General features: G+C 37.8%; 15 protein-coding genes, 1 other RNA gene and 1 pseudogene. 7 read left to right on the top strand and 10 right to left on the bottom strand.

The features are described 5' to 3' along the window. Positions 1–160: 160 nt before the first annotated feature. Positions 161–1,162: an oxygen-dependent tRNA uridine(34) hydroxylase TrhO gene (trhO, locus tag AC1EU2_RS07360; protein WP_480297637.1), complete on the bottom strand. Its 1,002-nt coding sequence runs from the start codon at positions 1,160–1,162 to the stop codon at positions 161–163. Between the two features lie 588 nt (positions 1,163–1,750). On the opposite strand from trhO, the gene AC1EU2_RS07355 reads away from it, so the two are divergent. Beyond that, the gene (locus tag AC1EU2_RS07355; RefSeq protein ID WP_480297468.1) at positions 1,751–2,260 is read left to right on the top strand and encodes a cytochrome b; all 510 of its coding nucleotides are present in this window, start codon (positions 1,751–1,753) and stop codon (positions 2,258–2,260) included. 739 nt (positions 2,261–2,999) lie between these two features. On the opposite strand, the pseudogene AC1EU2_RS07350 reads toward AC1EU2_RS07355, so the two are convergent. Together AC1EU2_RS07350 and AC1EU2_RS07345 are read right to left on the bottom strand one after the other, a co-directional pair. After that, positions 3,000–3,562, bottom strand: a pseudogene (locus tag AC1EU2_RS07350) (transposase); the annotation flags it as partial. Further along, the gene (locus tag AC1EU2_RS07345) at positions 3,559–4,632 is read right to left on the bottom strand and encodes a bifunctional transcriptional activator/DNA repair enzyme AdaA (protein WP_480297467.1); all 1,074 of its coding nucleotides are present in this window, start codon (positions 4,630–4,632) and stop codon (positions 3,559–3,561) included. The pseudogene AC1EU2_RS07350 and the gene AC1EU2_RS07345, both read right to left, overlap by 4 nt. Before the next feature lie 193 nt (positions 4,633–4,825). Between AC1EU2_RS07345 and AC1EU2_RS07340 the strand changes: the two genes are divergently transcribed. After that, positions 4,826–5,767 carry a DMT family transporter gene (locus AC1EU2_RS07340; RefSeq protein WP_480297466.1) on the top strand — a complete coding sequence of 314 codons (942 nt, stop codon included), beginning with the start codon at positions 4,826–4,828 and terminating at the stop codon, positions 5,765–5,767. Between the two features lie 86 nt (positions 5,768–5,853). On the opposite strand, the gene AC1EU2_RS07335 is transcribed toward AC1EU2_RS07340, so the two are convergent. The 3 genes from AC1EU2_RS07335 to smpB form a co-directional block, all read right to left on the bottom strand. Then, positions 5,854–6,048: a hypothetical protein gene (locus AC1EU2_RS07335; protein WP_480297465.1), complete on the bottom strand. Its 195-nt coding sequence runs from the start codon at positions 6,046–6,048 to the stop codon at positions 5,854–5,856. 471 nt (positions 6,049–6,519) lie between these two features. Next, positions 6,520–6,884, bottom strand: a transfer-messenger RNA (tmRNA) gene (gene ssrA, locus AC1EU2_RS07330). Between the two features lie 129 nt (positions 6,885–7,013). Continuing rightward, the gene (smpB, locus tag AC1EU2_RS07325) at positions 7,014–7,502 is read right to left on the bottom strand and encodes an SsrA-binding protein SmpB (RefSeq protein WP_480297463.1); all 489 of its coding nucleotides are present in this window, start codon (positions 7,500–7,502) and stop codon (positions 7,014–7,016) included. 147 nt (positions 7,503–7,649) lie between these two features. Here smpB and AC1EU2_RS07320 point away from each other — a divergent pair, with 147 nt between their 5' ends. Together AC1EU2_RS07320 and AC1EU2_RS07315 are read left to right on the top strand one after the other, a co-directional pair. Further along, complete coding sequence (locus AC1EU2_RS07320) at positions 7,650–8,090, top strand: SRPBCC family protein (RefSeq protein WP_480297462.1); 441 nt, start codon at positions 7,650–7,652, stop codon at positions 8,088–8,090. Further along, a complete protein-coding gene (locus AC1EU2_RS07315; protein ID WP_480297460.1) occupies positions 8,090–8,425 on the top strand; it encodes an RnfH family protein in 336 nt (111 codons plus the stop codon). The genes AC1EU2_RS07320 and AC1EU2_RS07315 overlap by 1 nt, the downstream gene beginning before the upstream one ends. 59 nt (positions 8,426–8,484) lie before the next feature. On the opposite strand, the gene AC1EU2_RS07310 is transcribed toward AC1EU2_RS07315, so the two are convergent. Next, positions 8,485–9,012 (bottom strand): outer membrane protein assembly factor BamE, encoded by a 528-nt coding sequence (locus AC1EU2_RS07310; RefSeq protein WP_480297458.1) that lies wholly within the window; start codon positions 9,010–9,012, stop codon positions 8,485–8,487. A gap of 430 nt (positions 9,013–9,442) precedes the next feature. Between AC1EU2_RS07310 and AC1EU2_RS07305 the strand changes: the two genes are divergently transcribed. From AC1EU2_RS07305 to AC1EU2_RS07295, 3 genes are all read left to right on the top strand, one after another. Beyond that, entirely contained in the window at positions 9,443–10,234 is a 792-nt protein-coding gene (locus tag AC1EU2_RS07305) for an SAM-dependent methyltransferase (protein ID WP_480297456.1), read from the top strand. Positions 10,235–10,304: 70 nt separating this feature from the next. Then, positions 10,305–10,517, top strand: coding sequence for a hypothetical protein (locus AC1EU2_RS07300; protein WP_480297454.1), 213 nt, complete (start codon positions 10,305–10,307; stop codon positions 10,515–10,517). A gap of 1 nt (position 10,518) precedes the next feature. Next, complete coding sequence (locus AC1EU2_RS07295; RefSeq protein ID WP_480297453.1) at positions 10,519–12,354, top strand: diguanylate cyclase; 1,836 nt, start codon at positions 10,519–10,521, stop codon at positions 12,352–12,354. Here the strand turns inward: AC1EU2_RS07295 and AC1EU2_RS07290 are convergent. From AC1EU2_RS07290 to AC1EU2_RS07280, 3 genes are all read right to left on the bottom strand, one after another. Beyond that, a complete protein-coding gene (locus AC1EU2_RS07290; protein ID WP_480297451.1) occupies positions 12,314–13,138 on the bottom strand; it encodes a M90 family metallopeptidase in 825 nt (274 codons plus the stop codon). The two genes, AC1EU2_RS07295 and AC1EU2_RS07290, sit on opposite strands and share 41 nt — an antisense overlap. Positions 13,139–13,217: 79 nt before the next feature. Then, entirely contained in the window at positions 13,218–13,673 is a 456-nt protein-coding gene (locus AC1EU2_RS07285; protein ID WP_480297449.1) for a hypothetical protein, read from the bottom strand. A gap of 98 nt (positions 13,674–13,771) precedes the next feature. Next, positions 13,772–14,341: a hypothetical protein gene (locus tag AC1EU2_RS07280; protein ID WP_480297447.1), complete on the bottom strand. Its 570-nt coding sequence runs from the start codon at positions 14,339–14,341 to the stop codon at positions 13,772–13,774. Positions 14,342–14,356 lie beyond the last annotated feature (15 nt).

Here is a 14,356-nt window from a genome sequence, read left to right as displayed (position 1 = left end):
GGGCGATTTTTTTGTGTTAGTAGGCTCATTTAATGCTGATTAATCAGAGCTTGTACATGAATGTGCAAGCTCAAAATTAATCAGCATTTCAGTGGTTCAGAATATGCAGTTTATAGATGGCTATAACAGAGCAGTGTAACCATCTATTGCTATGAGGGTATTATTCGCTTTGGGCTTTCTTTAGGTTTTCTTTCTGCTGACGACGATCTTTAATCACTTTATTTACCTCACTGCCAATGTGTTGCTCGTTTCTCATTTCAGCAAGTTGCACTTGTTTTTCGCGTTCAATAAAACGCTGGCGCTGTTCGTCTGAAATTTTATCGATGCAATTTGGGCAACTCACGCCCTTAACATAGGCTTCAGATTGCATATCAGCCTGTGTAATCGGTAATCGACATGCATTACATTGCTGATATTGGCCTTTTTCTAAGCTGTGATTTACTGCTACACGATTGTCAAAAACAAAGCATTCGCCTTCCCACAAGCTTTCGTCTTGTTTTACTTCTTCAAGATATTTTAAGATGCCGCCTTCAAGGTGATATACCTCTTCAAAGCCTTGCTCTTTCATGTATGCCGTTGATTTTTCACAACGGATACCACCGGTACAGAACATAGCTACTTTCTTATGCTTTTTCGGGTCAAGGTTTTCTTCAGCGTACTTAGGGAATTCTCTGAATGTTTCAGTTTTTGGGTTTATGGCATTTTTGAATGTGCCAATGCCAATTTCATAATCATTCCGAGTATCAATCAAAGTAACTTCAGGATCTGAAATCAGAGCATTCCAATCTTGAGGCTTAACATAAGTCCCTACAACTTCAATAGGGTCAATTCCCTCAACACCCATAGTGACAATTTCTTTTTTCAGCTTCACTTTAGTTCGATAAAACGGATTTTGCTGTTCGTAAGAAAATTTAGTTACGATGTTTTCGAGCCCAGCTTGGTCATCAATCCATGATAAAAGAGTTTGGACGGCTTTATTGGTTCCTGCAACAGTGCCGTTAATGCCTTCACTTGCAAGCAATAGCGTGCCTTTGATTTCAAGATCAGTCATTGTGTTTAACAGCAATGGTTTTATTTCTTGATAGTTTGGAAGGCTTACAAACTTATATAGAGCGCAAACCGTGATCTGTTCACTGGTTTGTTGTGATGATGTACCTGACATAACTTCCTCATAGCTAGCTGGCTCGCAAAGCCAGTGCATATTGGTCAACAAAAATCGAATAACGTTAGAACTTAACACTGACTTTGTATCAGTGCTCATATGGATTTTACTTAGAATCACATCATAAATATAGGAAAATTAAAGTAACGAGAGGCAGTGAGTAACAGCGGTATATGAATGAGTTACATTTAGTATTATGAACTAAATCTTAAAACTGACTCTTCATTTACCCATATTATCAATAAATCAGATTTCCCTTAATATATAGCATTACAGCATTAGGACCGTTTAATTGCGATACGCCCCAGAAATGCTGAGCACAAAGCTGATGCTCAATGTGAGAAAGCCGTCTACTCGTTAAGCAGTGACAATAGCGCTCCTTGGAGATCTGGCAATAACTGTACGAAGGGCATTACTTCCACTAATACAGCTTGTAAACAATCGAATAAACGAATGAGAGCTGTTAAGGAAAGTTGTAATTTTTATGTTACATGGATTTTTGTATTCGAAATAACCATTGCTATCTGCCTGTAAAATATGATGGTACCTTGTACGGCATAAAAATGTGGTGTCAAAAAGGAACTGGGCATGACAAACACAAAAGCTTACTACATCGACAGAGGGCTGCACTGGCTATCTGCAATTATCATCATTGATATGCTTTGGGGTATGGGAACCTCAATACATATCACTGATTATCGTATCAAAGGTGATTTAATTCACAAGCAAGATGCAATGACAACTCACCTTTTTGAAGCTATAGCCTTATTTGTACTGTTAGGTGGTCGCATTTTATGGAATCGCATATATCCAAATCGAGATACGAAGATGGTGTTTCAAAGTGTGAAGCATAAGGTTCTCACTTACGGGTTGCACTACTCGCTTTATCTGACTTTTGGATTACTTGCACTATCAGGCTTTCTTTCCCTAATCAATGGTGAGTTGCCACTAGACTTTTTAGGCATTATGTCAGTTCCGTTTACACAAATAGATAGAGAAATTTATGGCTTCGCATTTGAAAGTCATGAATGGCTTACAAAGTGGCTATATGTAGTATTAGGTATTCATATTATCGGAGGCTCATATTTGCACCGATAAACTGTTTTCAGAACATTTTAAGTACACGGAAAAATATGAGGCCGCTGATCTGCATTTTGCTTTTTATTTCTACACTGGTAAATGCAAAGCAAAAAGTCGACTTAATTTACGATCTAAAGAATTAAGTTCCATACTTCAAAACTAAGTGTAGCGGTACAGGTTCAAATCGATGACGCTTATAATAATTTCTACACATTAACAGGTATGTATGCTCCATTTGCTAAGACACTTACAAGCGATGACTATGTGATTAAAAGTAATATTAATAAGTTCACTATAGACTCGCTAAAAAGCATTGATATTTTGGTTATCGCAAATTCAGTTGCTGATAAACATAAAACTAATTGGGATTAGCCTAACTATCCATAATTTTCGAGGCAGAAGTTGAAACACTGCATCGTTGAGTTAAAGCTAATTTACAGCACAAAAAGCATGTAAAAGGGATAACTAAATATGCCCAAGATGTGGTGCTTTCTCATTGTTGAATGAATAAAATAAGTTGGTGGTTCAAGCTGACACTTAAATCCACTTACGAGATCTTTAATCACCACAAACTTTCCCCCCGCCCAGAAAGCCTACATTTTATTTTAATAACCATGTCATAATGTTTGTGGAGTATTTTCAATAACTTGGAATGTATGTGTGTATCATCAGAGACCGTCAAGTAGCGGCTGCGTGGACACTTTGTGGACACACTTAAAATCATTGTTTTTAATAAAACTAATCATGCTGTTTATCTCAGTTTTGCTCGAGTTGGATTAAGGTCAACATAAGCAATACAAGATAAAATAGCCGCTTCGTCTAGCAAGGCTTGTGATTTGAACCGTTCTTCTCAAAAACGACCTTTGCATCCATATTCTTTATTCACCATGCGAGCGGTAGGCTCATTTAAGGCACGCATAAACCAGCTGATATCACTTAGACGATGACGGTATTCAGTAACTTGTTTATCTTTAGCTACCATTGGTTCGGCTTGTCACCTTTGATAAAGCGCTGAGATAACAAAGAACCTTTGAATAACTTATACCATTGAGTGAGAACTTCTTCACCAGTTCAAGTGTTGGCCAATTCAATATCAATTCTCGGCACAACGTGCAAATGGTTCGACATTACAGGATAAGAACAAGTATCCACGGCAAACACTTTTGCTAATTCAATTATTAGAGATTCAGCCCACATCACGGCGATGTTCGTAGTTAACGCCATTATATTTATCACCCCCACATAAAAACGACCTTCGAACACAGCGTGAAACGCAGTGATAAGGGGCGTATCTTCAACACTCACTATTGTTTTTGCTATTTGTTTGCTATCTTTTTCTTTCGTCTTTCGATGTCCAATAACGTCCTTTTTCGTGCTAACCCCCAACGATAACCGCCTAAAGAGCCATCTCCCCTCAGTACTCGGTGACATGGAATAAGTACAGCTATTGGGTTTTTACCACATGCAGTTCCAACTGCTCTAACAGCTTTCGGGTTATCAATATGAGATGCAACTTCACCATAGCTCGCTACGTCTCCTTCTCTAATACTAAGTAGAAATTGCCATACTTTGATTTGAAAAGCTGTACCTCGAATATCGAGAGGAATATTTGGTTTTGGTGCATCTCTATTTATGTGTGCATCCAAAGCAATCATCCATTCATCTAGCTCTGGTGCATTCTGTGCTTCAGAATGTACTAATTGTGCTTTAGCAAACTCTTTAGATAGTATGGCAACTAATGCTTCTTCATCTTCTCCAAATTGCACTGAACATACTCCCTTTTCTGTTGCTGCCATTATCATGTAACCAATAGCACTTTTTCTGCACGCATAATGAATGACTTCTCCTTCACCGCCAGCCCTGTATGCTTTTGGTGTCATACCAATGTGTCGAGTTTCCTCTCCATAGATACGACTGATTGAACCAAAACCAGATGAATAAATAGCTTCCGTAATCCCTTCACCACTTTTTAACGAGCGCTTGAATTTTCTCATACGCACGGCATCTTTATATTGCTTTGGCGATACACCGAACATTTCTTTAAATACTCGTTGTAGTCGAGAAGGTGAAAGATTGGCTACGGTACCTAATTGAGCTAACGTAATTTTATCTTCGAAATGGTTTTCAATGTATCGAGCAACTTCAATCATTGCACCTGTTCGGTCATCTTGCTTAGAGGGTGAACAACGTTTGCAAGGTCGAAATCCTGCCTGCATTGCTGATTCTGTACTGAAGAAAAACCTCAAATTTTCAGGGTTTGGTGATTTGGTTGAACATGATGGAAAGCAGAATACCCCTGTAGTAACAACTCCGTAGAAAAATTGCCCATCAAAGGCGTTATCTCTTTGTGCTACAGCTTTTCTCATTTTGCTTTCAGATAAATGTGGCATAACCCTTCTCATCAATTAGCCTGTTGAATACAATCTAATCATATAATACCTATAGAAAACATCCGAATCTTGCTAAGGAATTGCTTTTTACTATAGTTTTTAATTTGCAATAAATAGCAATATTCGGATGTTTTGAATTGGAAGTAATAGTTAGCATTGAAGTCAATTATTATCCCTTAGGATTAAATCAACTATGACAACATCCATCAGCCATACAATGAGCTTTAAAGTATGGACAATGCTCATTATTCTTTCTGTATTATGGGGCGGATCCTTCTTTTTTGTGGGTGTAGCGGTTAATGAATTACCTCCGTTTACAGTCGTCACTCTTAGGGTTGCCATAGCTGCAATAATTTTATGGGGAATAGCATTTGCTCTAGGGCACCGACCGCCAAAACAAATGAATGTTTGGATTTCATTTTTTGCAATTGGGTTGTTGAACAATGTTATTCCATTTGTGTTAATTGCATGGGGGCAAACTCAAGTAGCCTCTGGGATCGCATCAATTCTCAACGCTGCAACACCTATATTTACTGTGATTATTGCGGGCATTATGCTACCTGATGAGCGACCTTCGATATTAAAAATCATCGGTGCAGGAATTGGATTGACTGGAGTGATCGTTATGATTGGTGTACCTACAGTCGCTGGCGAAGGTAAATTGTTAGCGCAAGTTGCAATTGTTATAGCAACAGTATCTTATGCCTTTGCCGGAGTATATGGCAGAAGATTCAAATCGATGAAAATAAATCCAATCATTACTGCAGCAGGTCAGGTTACAGCCTCAACATTTATATTAATCCCTGTAACATTGTTTATTGATGGCCCAGTCAATATAAAAGACATAAACATAAATACATGGGGTGCTATTGTTTGTCTTGCTATTTTTTCTACAGCTATAGCCTATGTACTTTATTTTAGAATATTAGAATTAGCCGGAGCAACAAACCTCTTGTTAGTCACGATGCTTATACCAATTTCCGCCATACTGCTTGGTTCACTATTCTTGAATGAGTCTTTAACTGTAATACATTTTCTAGGAATGGGAGTAATTGCATTCGGGTTATCAGCAATTGATGGTCGCATATGGGAAAAAGTTAAATTGGCTGTAATAAAGCGAAGCGCTCTTAGGTGAGCAGGAAGCAGCAAAGTATTACTAGGAGTGAAAAGGGAACGAAATGAAGAAGAATTGAAGGTCTCTTTTTCTCTCGTATCTGTCTGTCAGATGAAATCCAAACTCAGCCTAATAGGCTTGGTTTTACGGTCTGACTTTTTATAAAGTTGTTTAAACTCTTGCTCGAGTGAATCCCGATAAAAGGTGCGAGCTAAAGTCAATAAAGGGTGATTTTGTTGAAGTTGGCCAGTGATATCAAACAAGCTAGCGTTCGGTGAATTTAAAGGACTTTTTTTGAGCATGCTTAACTCCGAAAACGACCAGAAACTAAAGGGTATTTTCTCATTTCTGGTCGAAATCTAACGGCTCACTTAGCTATATTGTATTAACAAACAGAATGTTAGCTATTTTTCAGTGCCGACTAACTAGCTCATTTAGGGGCGATTGTGAGTTACAAGTTTTATGTGATTCATTATTTGTTGAAGTCTGTAAGGCTTTAAGTTTTTCCTCCCTCAAATACAGTTTTCTTTCCAATTCTGATTATTAAGCTCTTTTAACTGACCCACGCAACATATCATTCATCCATGGATGAAACATTTCTGGACGAATTAAGAATAGCTCTAGTTGTTTAGCAATAAATTTAGTTTTTTAGCTATGGCAGTGGTGGGTGTGGATTTATTATTTAGGGTGTTTTTGAGGGTAAATGGCCACAGTTTTGTAGTCATTATAAAAGAAAAAAGACCTAGCTCGATGAGCTAGGTCTTTGTTTTATTTGGTGGAGGCGGGGGGATTTGAACCCCCGTCCAGAAAGCCTACATCCAAGGCGCTACATGTTTAGTCTTTCTTTTATTTAACCTGGTAGAGCTCCGAAAGACAGGATATCGTCAGGTGAGTTTGGTACTGTTTCGCGGTTCACCCCCAAACAAGGTTCCCTCGCTATCAAATGTTAGATGACCATCCAATTACTCTGCCCATTTGAGAAACGTGAGCAGGATGGGCTGACAAACCGGTTATTAAGCGGCTACAGCGTGTACGTTATCGTCGTTTGCAACTATAACTGTGCGGCTTTTTACGAGGCCAACCGCCCCTCGACATGCTCCCAGGGTTTCGTGAATCCTGTCGAATCCTAATCGCCCCCAAGACTTTCAGTATAACGTTTACCTATGAGCTCAGCCAACACTTATTTCATAAAGTCTTATTAAGTGGCGATAATTCATACCGCAAAGTACTTAATATGAATATTTATATCACTCATAGGTTGTTAACGTTATTGCTTTAAGCTTTCTTTCATCGTTCGAGATTTTTCTCGTTGCCAGTCACGGTCTTTGCTGGCATCACGTTTATCGTGTTCTTTTTTACCTTTACCTAGGCCTATTTCTACTTTTACCCAAGCATTTTTACGCCAATAAAGAGCAAGAGGTACGATAGCGTATCCTTGTCGTTCAACTAAACCTTCAAGCTTATCGATTTCTTTACGCTTGAGTAATAGTTTTTTGAGCCGTGCTGGTTCACAATAAGTGTGGGTTGATGCTGTATTTAGCGGTGTTACTGTACATCCATGCATCCAGCACTCACCGTCTTTTATAAATACGTAGGTATCAGCAAGTGTAACTTTACCCATACGTAAAGATTTAACTTCCCAACCTTGTAGTTCAAGACCAGCTTCGATTTTTTCTTCGATTTTATATTCGAAGGTGGCGCGTTTATTTCGGACAATACTGCCAGGCGCCGCTTTTTTTGATTTTTTCTTTGCCATAATATCGACATTATACTCATGTTGCTTTGGGTGGGCTATAACAATTCGTTGTGTTATTAGTAGTTAGCAAAAATACTTTGTAATTTTTTTGTTTCTTTAAATGCTTAATAGTAAAATTGCACTTAAATTGTTATTGCTGATGAATGTATGCCACAGATTTCCCGAAGTATGTTAGTGCGACATAGTGCGTTGCAAATGTATAAACTTGTCAATGATGTAGAGTCTTATAAAGAATTTCTTCCTGGTTGTGTTGGTGGCAAAGTCCTTAGCTTTGATGGTGAAACAATGGTGGCATCCGTTGATATCCGCAAAGCAGGGATGAATAAAACGTTTACAACAAAAAACGATTTAGTTGAAGGTAAGTCTATTCAGTTGCAACTTGAAAACGGACCTTTTAAGCATTTAAAGGGAGAGTGGAAGTTCACTGAGCTTGCTGAAGATGCTTGCAAAGTAGAATTTGATCTTGATTTTGAGTTTAGTAGCTCTTTGGTTGATTTTGCTTTTAATAAACTATTTAAAGAGCTAATGGGCTCTATGGTGACAGCGTTCACACAACGAGCAAAAGTAGTCTACGGCGGTAATCAATAATGAATCATGATAAAGATGCTTTTATGGTCGATGTAGTTTATGCATTACCTAAGCAACAAAAAATTCTCCAAGTAAAAGTTAACATGGGAACTACAGCTATTGAAGTGCTTAGGTTAAGCAACTTGCTTACCCTTTTCCCTGAGATAGAGCTTGAATCAGTAAAATTAGGCGTCTTTAGTAATTTAGTTAAACATGACAGAGTTATAGAGCCTGGGGATCGGCTGGAGGTTTATCGTCCGTTAATTGCTGATCCAAAAGATGTTCGTCGTCGTCGAGCTGAGAAAGCGGTGCAAGAAGGTAGAGCCAACAAAGTTACTGGTGGAAAAATTAAGTAATTGAGTTGTTTTATGATATTTAATAATAAAAAGCGCCTATTGGCGCTTTTTATTTGCGATTACTGAGACTTTTTCTCTTTAACTCTTTTATCGATATTCTTAATTGGCTTTTTAAGCTGTGGCTCTGTGGCGCTTTCTTTTACAAGCGGTTTTGCATCGGGACGCAAATCCGGGTTCATAGGCTCACTTGGGGATGATTTTACTTCTGGTAGTGACTCTTGACCTAAAGGCACATCAAAGTTTTCACTTAATTTATAATCACCACTGACTTTGACGAGCTTATTTTTGTCAAAATTCAGAATGAGTTCTTTATGAATGATGCTCGCGTCGCGGCCACTTTTATAGTGATATATGTAGTACCAAGTGTTATCTGCAAAGCTGTCACGTAAAACAGGGTGGCCTAAGACATACTCGGCCTGTTCTTTAGTCATGTCGATGCGCAGTTTTTCAACTTGCTGTTGATCCATATAGTTACCTTGCGGTACATCTGGCTTATAGATTAGCCAATCAAAAACACTGCATGCACTTAAAGATAACGAAAGCGCTACTGCCCCTAAAAGGGTAACTCCCTGCTTTTTATCGATCATGTTAACCACTGTATTCTAAAATTCTGCCGCCATCATACCCAAGCTGATACTATGATGACAAGGTTATTGTTATTGAGCTATTTGAATATAACTCTGTAAATAAGTTCAATATTTAAATGGTAAAAGCACATCACATTTCAAAATGTAACATTTTGTTTGTCGATGAAAAGAGATAATTATCAGTTAAACCCTCAAGAACAATAAGTGATGGCAAGAATTCTTTCCTAGAGCGTTAATACTAGGCATGGCTTAGCTTTCAACCAAGTTAGCACTGTGAAATCGATTTCATTATATTGTTCAAATGTAATGCTATGTAAATATAAGTGTTGTATATATGTTATTGCTAATGTAATTTACGCATTGACTATCAATGCCTTACTGATTAACGTGAGGCGCTAAAATAATAACAATAATTTTATTGAGGTAAATTTTGGGCTCACTTGTCTTTGTTGGAACCGGATTACAACTGGCTGGCCATATTAGCGTAAGAAGTAAGGACTACATCGAAAAGGCTGATGTTGTTTTTACACTTGTCCCAGAAAGTAATGCCCAGCATTGGGTTGAAGGGCTCAATGAGAACATTATTGACCTCCAACCTTTCTATGCTCAAGAAGGTGAGATCAAGAGTCGTCGAGACACCTATAAAGAAATGGTCGAGGCTATATTGGCAGCCGTTCGTGATGGAAAGAAAACCGTTTGTGCTTTATATGGTCACCCCGGTGTTTTTGCTTGTATCTCTCATATTGCTATAGCTCAGGCAACAAAAGAGGGTTTTGATGCCCACATGGAGCCAGCAATTTCTGCAGAAGCATGCTTGTGGGCTGACGTAGGTATAGACCCTGGTAAAAGCGGTAACCAAGGCTATGAAGCCAGTCAATTTATGTTTTTTAAACATATCCCAGATCCAACAACTCATTTATTACTCTGGCAAATCTCCTTAGCGGGTGAACACACGCTGAAGAAATTTCATACCGATTCTGATCGTCTGCAAATTTTGGTGGAACAGCTCTCTGAGTGGTACCCATTAGAGCATGAAATTATTATCTATGAAGCTGCTAACTTGCCAGTGTTTGAACCTCGTATTGATAGAATTAAGTTACAAGATTTGCCATACGCACAGTTAAATCACATTAGTACTTTAGTGATACCTCCTTCTAAAAAGTTGGAATACAACTTAGAAGTAATGGAGAAATTAGGCATTACTCCAGAAGATTTAGGGTGAGCTTTTAGATTTATAAAAGCTTAATAAAAAGATTTCAAATGGAAATAAAAAAGAAAAGGAGCGAACAAGAATGTTAGCAGATTTTTTGGGAAAATTAGGGCAAGACACAGAGCTACTTGAAGCTTATAAAAAAGATCCTCGTGGTGTAATGAAAAAGTATGGCGTTGCAGACGAAGAAATTGAAGCGATTATGACTAAAGATGAAAAGAAATTAGAAAAGATTTCTAAGATTTCTTCATCTGGTTTGAAAATGCTTTATATCGCAACTGGTGAAGAACTTTAAATTGAATTTCTTTTCGACCCTCTTTCTGGCTGTTAGTTTTCTAATAGCCAGCACTTCTTCTGCGCAAGATTCAAATAGCCTTGAGCAACAACTTGACTTACTTAGAAAGGTTGTAACAACAGACTCAAATCAAGCTGATGAGTTAATAAAAGAATTAGAGCTTAATAAAAGTAAATTGAATACAGAGCAACAGGGTGAGTTGTTTATTTGGAAAGCTGTATATTTTACTTATTTAAATGAACATGAACTCGCAATTAAATTATTAAATAGCGCAGAACGGCTAGCTATATCCATTGAACTTGAGTCATTGGTTTATCGCTTTCAAATGACGAATTACTTAGCATTAAGTGAATACGGGAGTGCATTAAAAGCAGCAAAAAAACAGATAAAAATTATCGATCATTTAGTCGACCCTAGTAACCAGCGTGATGTTTATATTAGGATGGCAAACTTCTATTATAACCTTGGTGCTTACCCTTCAAGTCAAAGATATGTACATAAAGCCTTACATTTAATTGATGACCCAGTGACTAGGCAAGTCTGTTTTTTAAAAACCCTAGAATCTGCTAATGCTTTTGAGATAAAAGCGAATGAAAACTTTAAAGTATTGGCATCAGAAACACTTACTCTATGTAAAAAAGCAAAAGAAGACTTTGGAACTTCTTTAATCTACAGAACATTAGGTCAAATCTATATTGAAGAAAGCTCGTACGACGAAGCAGAAGTATCTATTTTACATTCATTGGATTATCTAAAGTCACTGAACGTCCCTAGTATCATTGCAAGTAATCACTATTTGTTATCAAAAATATATTTTGCACAAAAGAAATTCATTAAAGCAAAAGATTTAGCGATGAATGTCACGAGTATTGAAGACGATAGTCAAATTCATAATGCTAAAAAAGGAACTTACAAAATTCTTGCAGACCTTCATTACCAAGAAGGTAAGTACAAAGAAGCCTTCGAAGCCTCAAAAAAAGCCCAAGATTACCAACAAAAAATCTATGATGATGAAAAAATCAAAACTTTAGCGTATGAAGCGGCGAAATTTGATTTTGAAGAGTTAGAAGATTTTATCCAAAAGAATGAGAATACAGAATACATCAGCTCTGGGCGCGAGTTACGCCAAATCGATAAAGAAATGGAGCTGCTGTACGATAACCAAATCCTTAAAATTATTATGATTTTGTGTGGAACGACAGTTTTTACTTCTGTTTATATGGGGATTTGCAGCTATCGTCGCAATAGATATAACCCGTTGACAGGGCTACTTCGTCATGATGCTGCCTCTAAAATGTCCAAAGACTTATTCCACGATGCCATGTACCGAGCGAACGGGTTTGCCGTTCTTGCCGTTGATATTGATAAGCTAAAAGATTTTAATCGGATACTTGGTCATGAACATGCTGATTGGGTGATCATCCAGATAGCTAAGGTGATTAAGAAACTGTCTAGGTTTAAGAAAGCCAAAGGGAGTTACAGTGGTAATGGTCGCTTTTATGTCTATTTAGAATTGAATAGAAATAATGATGCAATTGACTTAGCTCAGAGCTTACAAGAAGAAGTACATAACTGTAATACTTTTGAGACTCGAGAACATTTCAATATGACGGTGAGCATAGGTGTTGCTTGTTTAATGCAAAGAACTCCTGAGATAAATGATGCTGAAGTTAGACGTCAGGCTGATGTTGCCTTGCAAGTAGCCAAAGACGATGGTGGTGATGAAATTATTAAATACCAATCGTCATTTGATGCAGCTGATGAGGAGCACAAAAAGCAAATGCGTTTTGTTCACTTTATTGATCCCAAGTTAATGGTTCGAGGGCGTAGGTTTTAACGAGTTGTTGATACAGCTGCGGGTGCTGTTCACTAAATTCCTGCGGCTGCTCAAAGAATACTTCTGTTATGACCGCAAAGAACTCCGCCGGGTTGGTTGCTCCATAGTAATCAAATAGGCATGGCAATTGATTCTCAGCACAATATTGCAATTGTTTAAATTCACGATTTAATATCTGTGACCACTCCTTATAGTCTTCTTGTTTGGGTAATACCGGGGCACCATTCGCAACGCCTGTTTGCTGGTCTAATTGATGTGCAAATTCATGGAAAATTAAGTTAGAGCCATCCGCAGGGTCTGCTGCAGATGAAAGTGTATCAGGCCAAGAAAGTATTACTTTTCCTTGTTCCCATGATTCTCCTAATAATACTCTGCGTTTATGGGAGACAATGCCATTATCGTTTTGTTCTGAATCGACATAAAAGGCTGAAGGGTAAACTAAAATTTGTTTGAGCTTCGGATAATAGTCAGTGTTTTTATTGAGCAATAACAAGCATGCCTGTCCAGCGATAGTTACTTTCACATCATCATTAATTAGTTGCCCATCACAGCCAATAAACTCTTTTTCTGCAATAAAAACTTGGATGTGCTTTTTAAGTTGAAGTTTTAGGTGGTCTGGTAATCCACGGAAAAAAGGTAATCTGTGTTTAATTATTTTTCGCCATAAAGTCGGAAATGGCTGTGCCATAATTTTCTGGCGTCTACGCTGTTTACGCCAATCAATTGAAAGAACCCACAAACAAGCGAATAATCCGATAACTGCAAGTAAGATAATAACTAACATAACTGTCCTTTTGTTTTAGTTAATTAATATCTTGGGTACGAATGACGATTATTCAAGGTTTGTTCTGATCGGAATTTAATCACCAATCGAATTCACAAGGGTCGAAGTTTGGATCTTGTGAGTGCATCATCGCTTCATTGATTAAGTAGCGATTTGCTTCAACTTCACCTATATCAATGAGTTTTTGCATCCAGTCATGGGTTCGTTTTCGGCTCATCATCATTTGAATAGAGGCTAAACCAGCTTGTTGGTTTTCAATAGACATTTTATCTCTTATTCGAGATATTTCGCTTAATAATTTATCTTCTCCGAGTTTTTCATAAGTCATCTTTTGAAGCGCTAGCCCTATATACGTACTGAGTAATGATACTTTCCCGTTTGTCATTCGCTTTCCAATGTTTAAGCACTGCGTAATTAATAGATGAGCATCAACATCGACATTTTTGCAAAGGTTCGTAAGGCTATTTAAAGGTGGAAAGGCTAATGCGGCACCAAATCCAATGGTTGCAACATTGCGGCTTAAGTTGTTTTTCACTCCAGCCTGCTCTAGAGCTATGTTAAATAGTGCTAAATACTGTCCCCAATAATCTTCATAAACGGGGGATTTTGAGGCTTCATTCAAATAGGTAAGTGCTAATTCATCATTTTTTTGTGTAATGCATTCATTGCAGCCATTAACCAAATAGCGCCGTTTTGCTCTTGAGGGGGAATAGAAAATGCCTCAGAAACGGATTCGCACTCATCGGGTGTAATTAAGCAGGCTGACAATAATGTGTACTTAACCAGCTGGTTGTGAGGATATTCGGATCTTAACCGTTTAAGTAATATATTCTTATCTTTGGACTCTCGAGTGAGTGCATAAGCAAGTTGGCTCTCAATCGCTGGGTGTTGCTCAAATTTGTCACTTATTGATTCATAGGCAGTTTCATCTTCTTCTGAAAAATAATTTGAAAAATCTTTATCACAAGTACGTATCTGTTGCTGAGTAACGGCGGGAAGTAGCTTAGCTTCGTTAGAAGCTTCTAGTCTAGAAATGCTCGATGTGCGTTGAGTAGTGGCGTCTTTTGTTTGGTGGGTGACGGTTTTTGTCGTGTTCAGATATGATTTTGCTAGGCTATAGTGAGTTTGTTCTTTACTAACCCAAACAACGAAAATAAAAAATACAACAGCGCACCCAGTCCCTAAAATCCATCTATTTTTCATTAAACTTCCTGTTCA

Source organism: Parashewanella sp. 2304DJ23-3, assembly GCF_056591695.1.
This window is presented reverse-complemented; position numbering and strand designations above follow the sequence as displayed.

Coding starts and splice junctions, on each gene's coding strand:
- AC1EU2_RS07335 (WP_480297465.1), bottom strand. CDS start 6,048: ATGCTCAAAAAAAGTCCTTTAAATTCACCGAACGCTAGCTTGTTTGAT.
- AC1EU2_RS07345 (WP_480297467.1), bottom strand. CDS start 4,632: ATGCCACATTTATCTGAAAGCAAAATGAGAAAAGCTGTAGCACAAAGA.
- AC1EU2_RS07355 (WP_480297468.1), top strand. CDS start 1,751: ATGACAAACACAAAAGCTTACTACATCGACAGAGGGCTGCACTGGCTA.
- AC1EU2_RS07280 (WP_480297447.1), bottom strand. CDS start 14,341: ATGAAAAATAGATGGATTTTAGGGACTGGGTGCGCTGTTGTATTTTTT.
- smpB (WP_480297463.1), bottom strand. CDS start 7,502: ATGGCAAAGAAAAAATCAAAAAAAGCGGCGCCTGGCAGTATTGTCCGA.
- AC1EU2_RS07310 (WP_480297458.1), bottom strand. CDS start 9,012: ATGATCGATAAAAAGCAGGGAGTTACCCTTTTAGGGGCAGTAGCGCTT.
- AC1EU2_RS07315 (WP_480297460.1), top strand. CDS start 8,090: ATGAATCATGATAAAGATGCTTTTATGGTCGATGTAGTTTATGCATTA.
- AC1EU2_RS07300 (WP_480297454.1), top strand. CDS start 10,305: ATGTTAGCAGATTTTTTGGGAAAATTAGGGCAAGACACAGAGCTACTT.
- AC1EU2_RS07320 (WP_480297462.1), top strand. CDS start 7,650: ATGCCACAGATTTCCCGAAGTATGTTAGTGCGACATAGTGCGTTGCAA.
- AC1EU2_RS07290 (WP_480297451.1), bottom strand. CDS start 13,138: ATGTTAGTTATTATCTTACTTGCAGTTATCGGATTATTCGCTTGTTTG.
- trhO (WP_480297637.1), bottom strand. CDS start 1,162: ATGTCAGGTACATCATCACAACAAACCAGTGAACAGATCACGGTTTGC.
- AC1EU2_RS07340 (WP_480297466.1), top strand. CDS start 4,826: ATGACAACATCCATCAGCCATACAATGAGCTTTAAAGTATGGACAATG.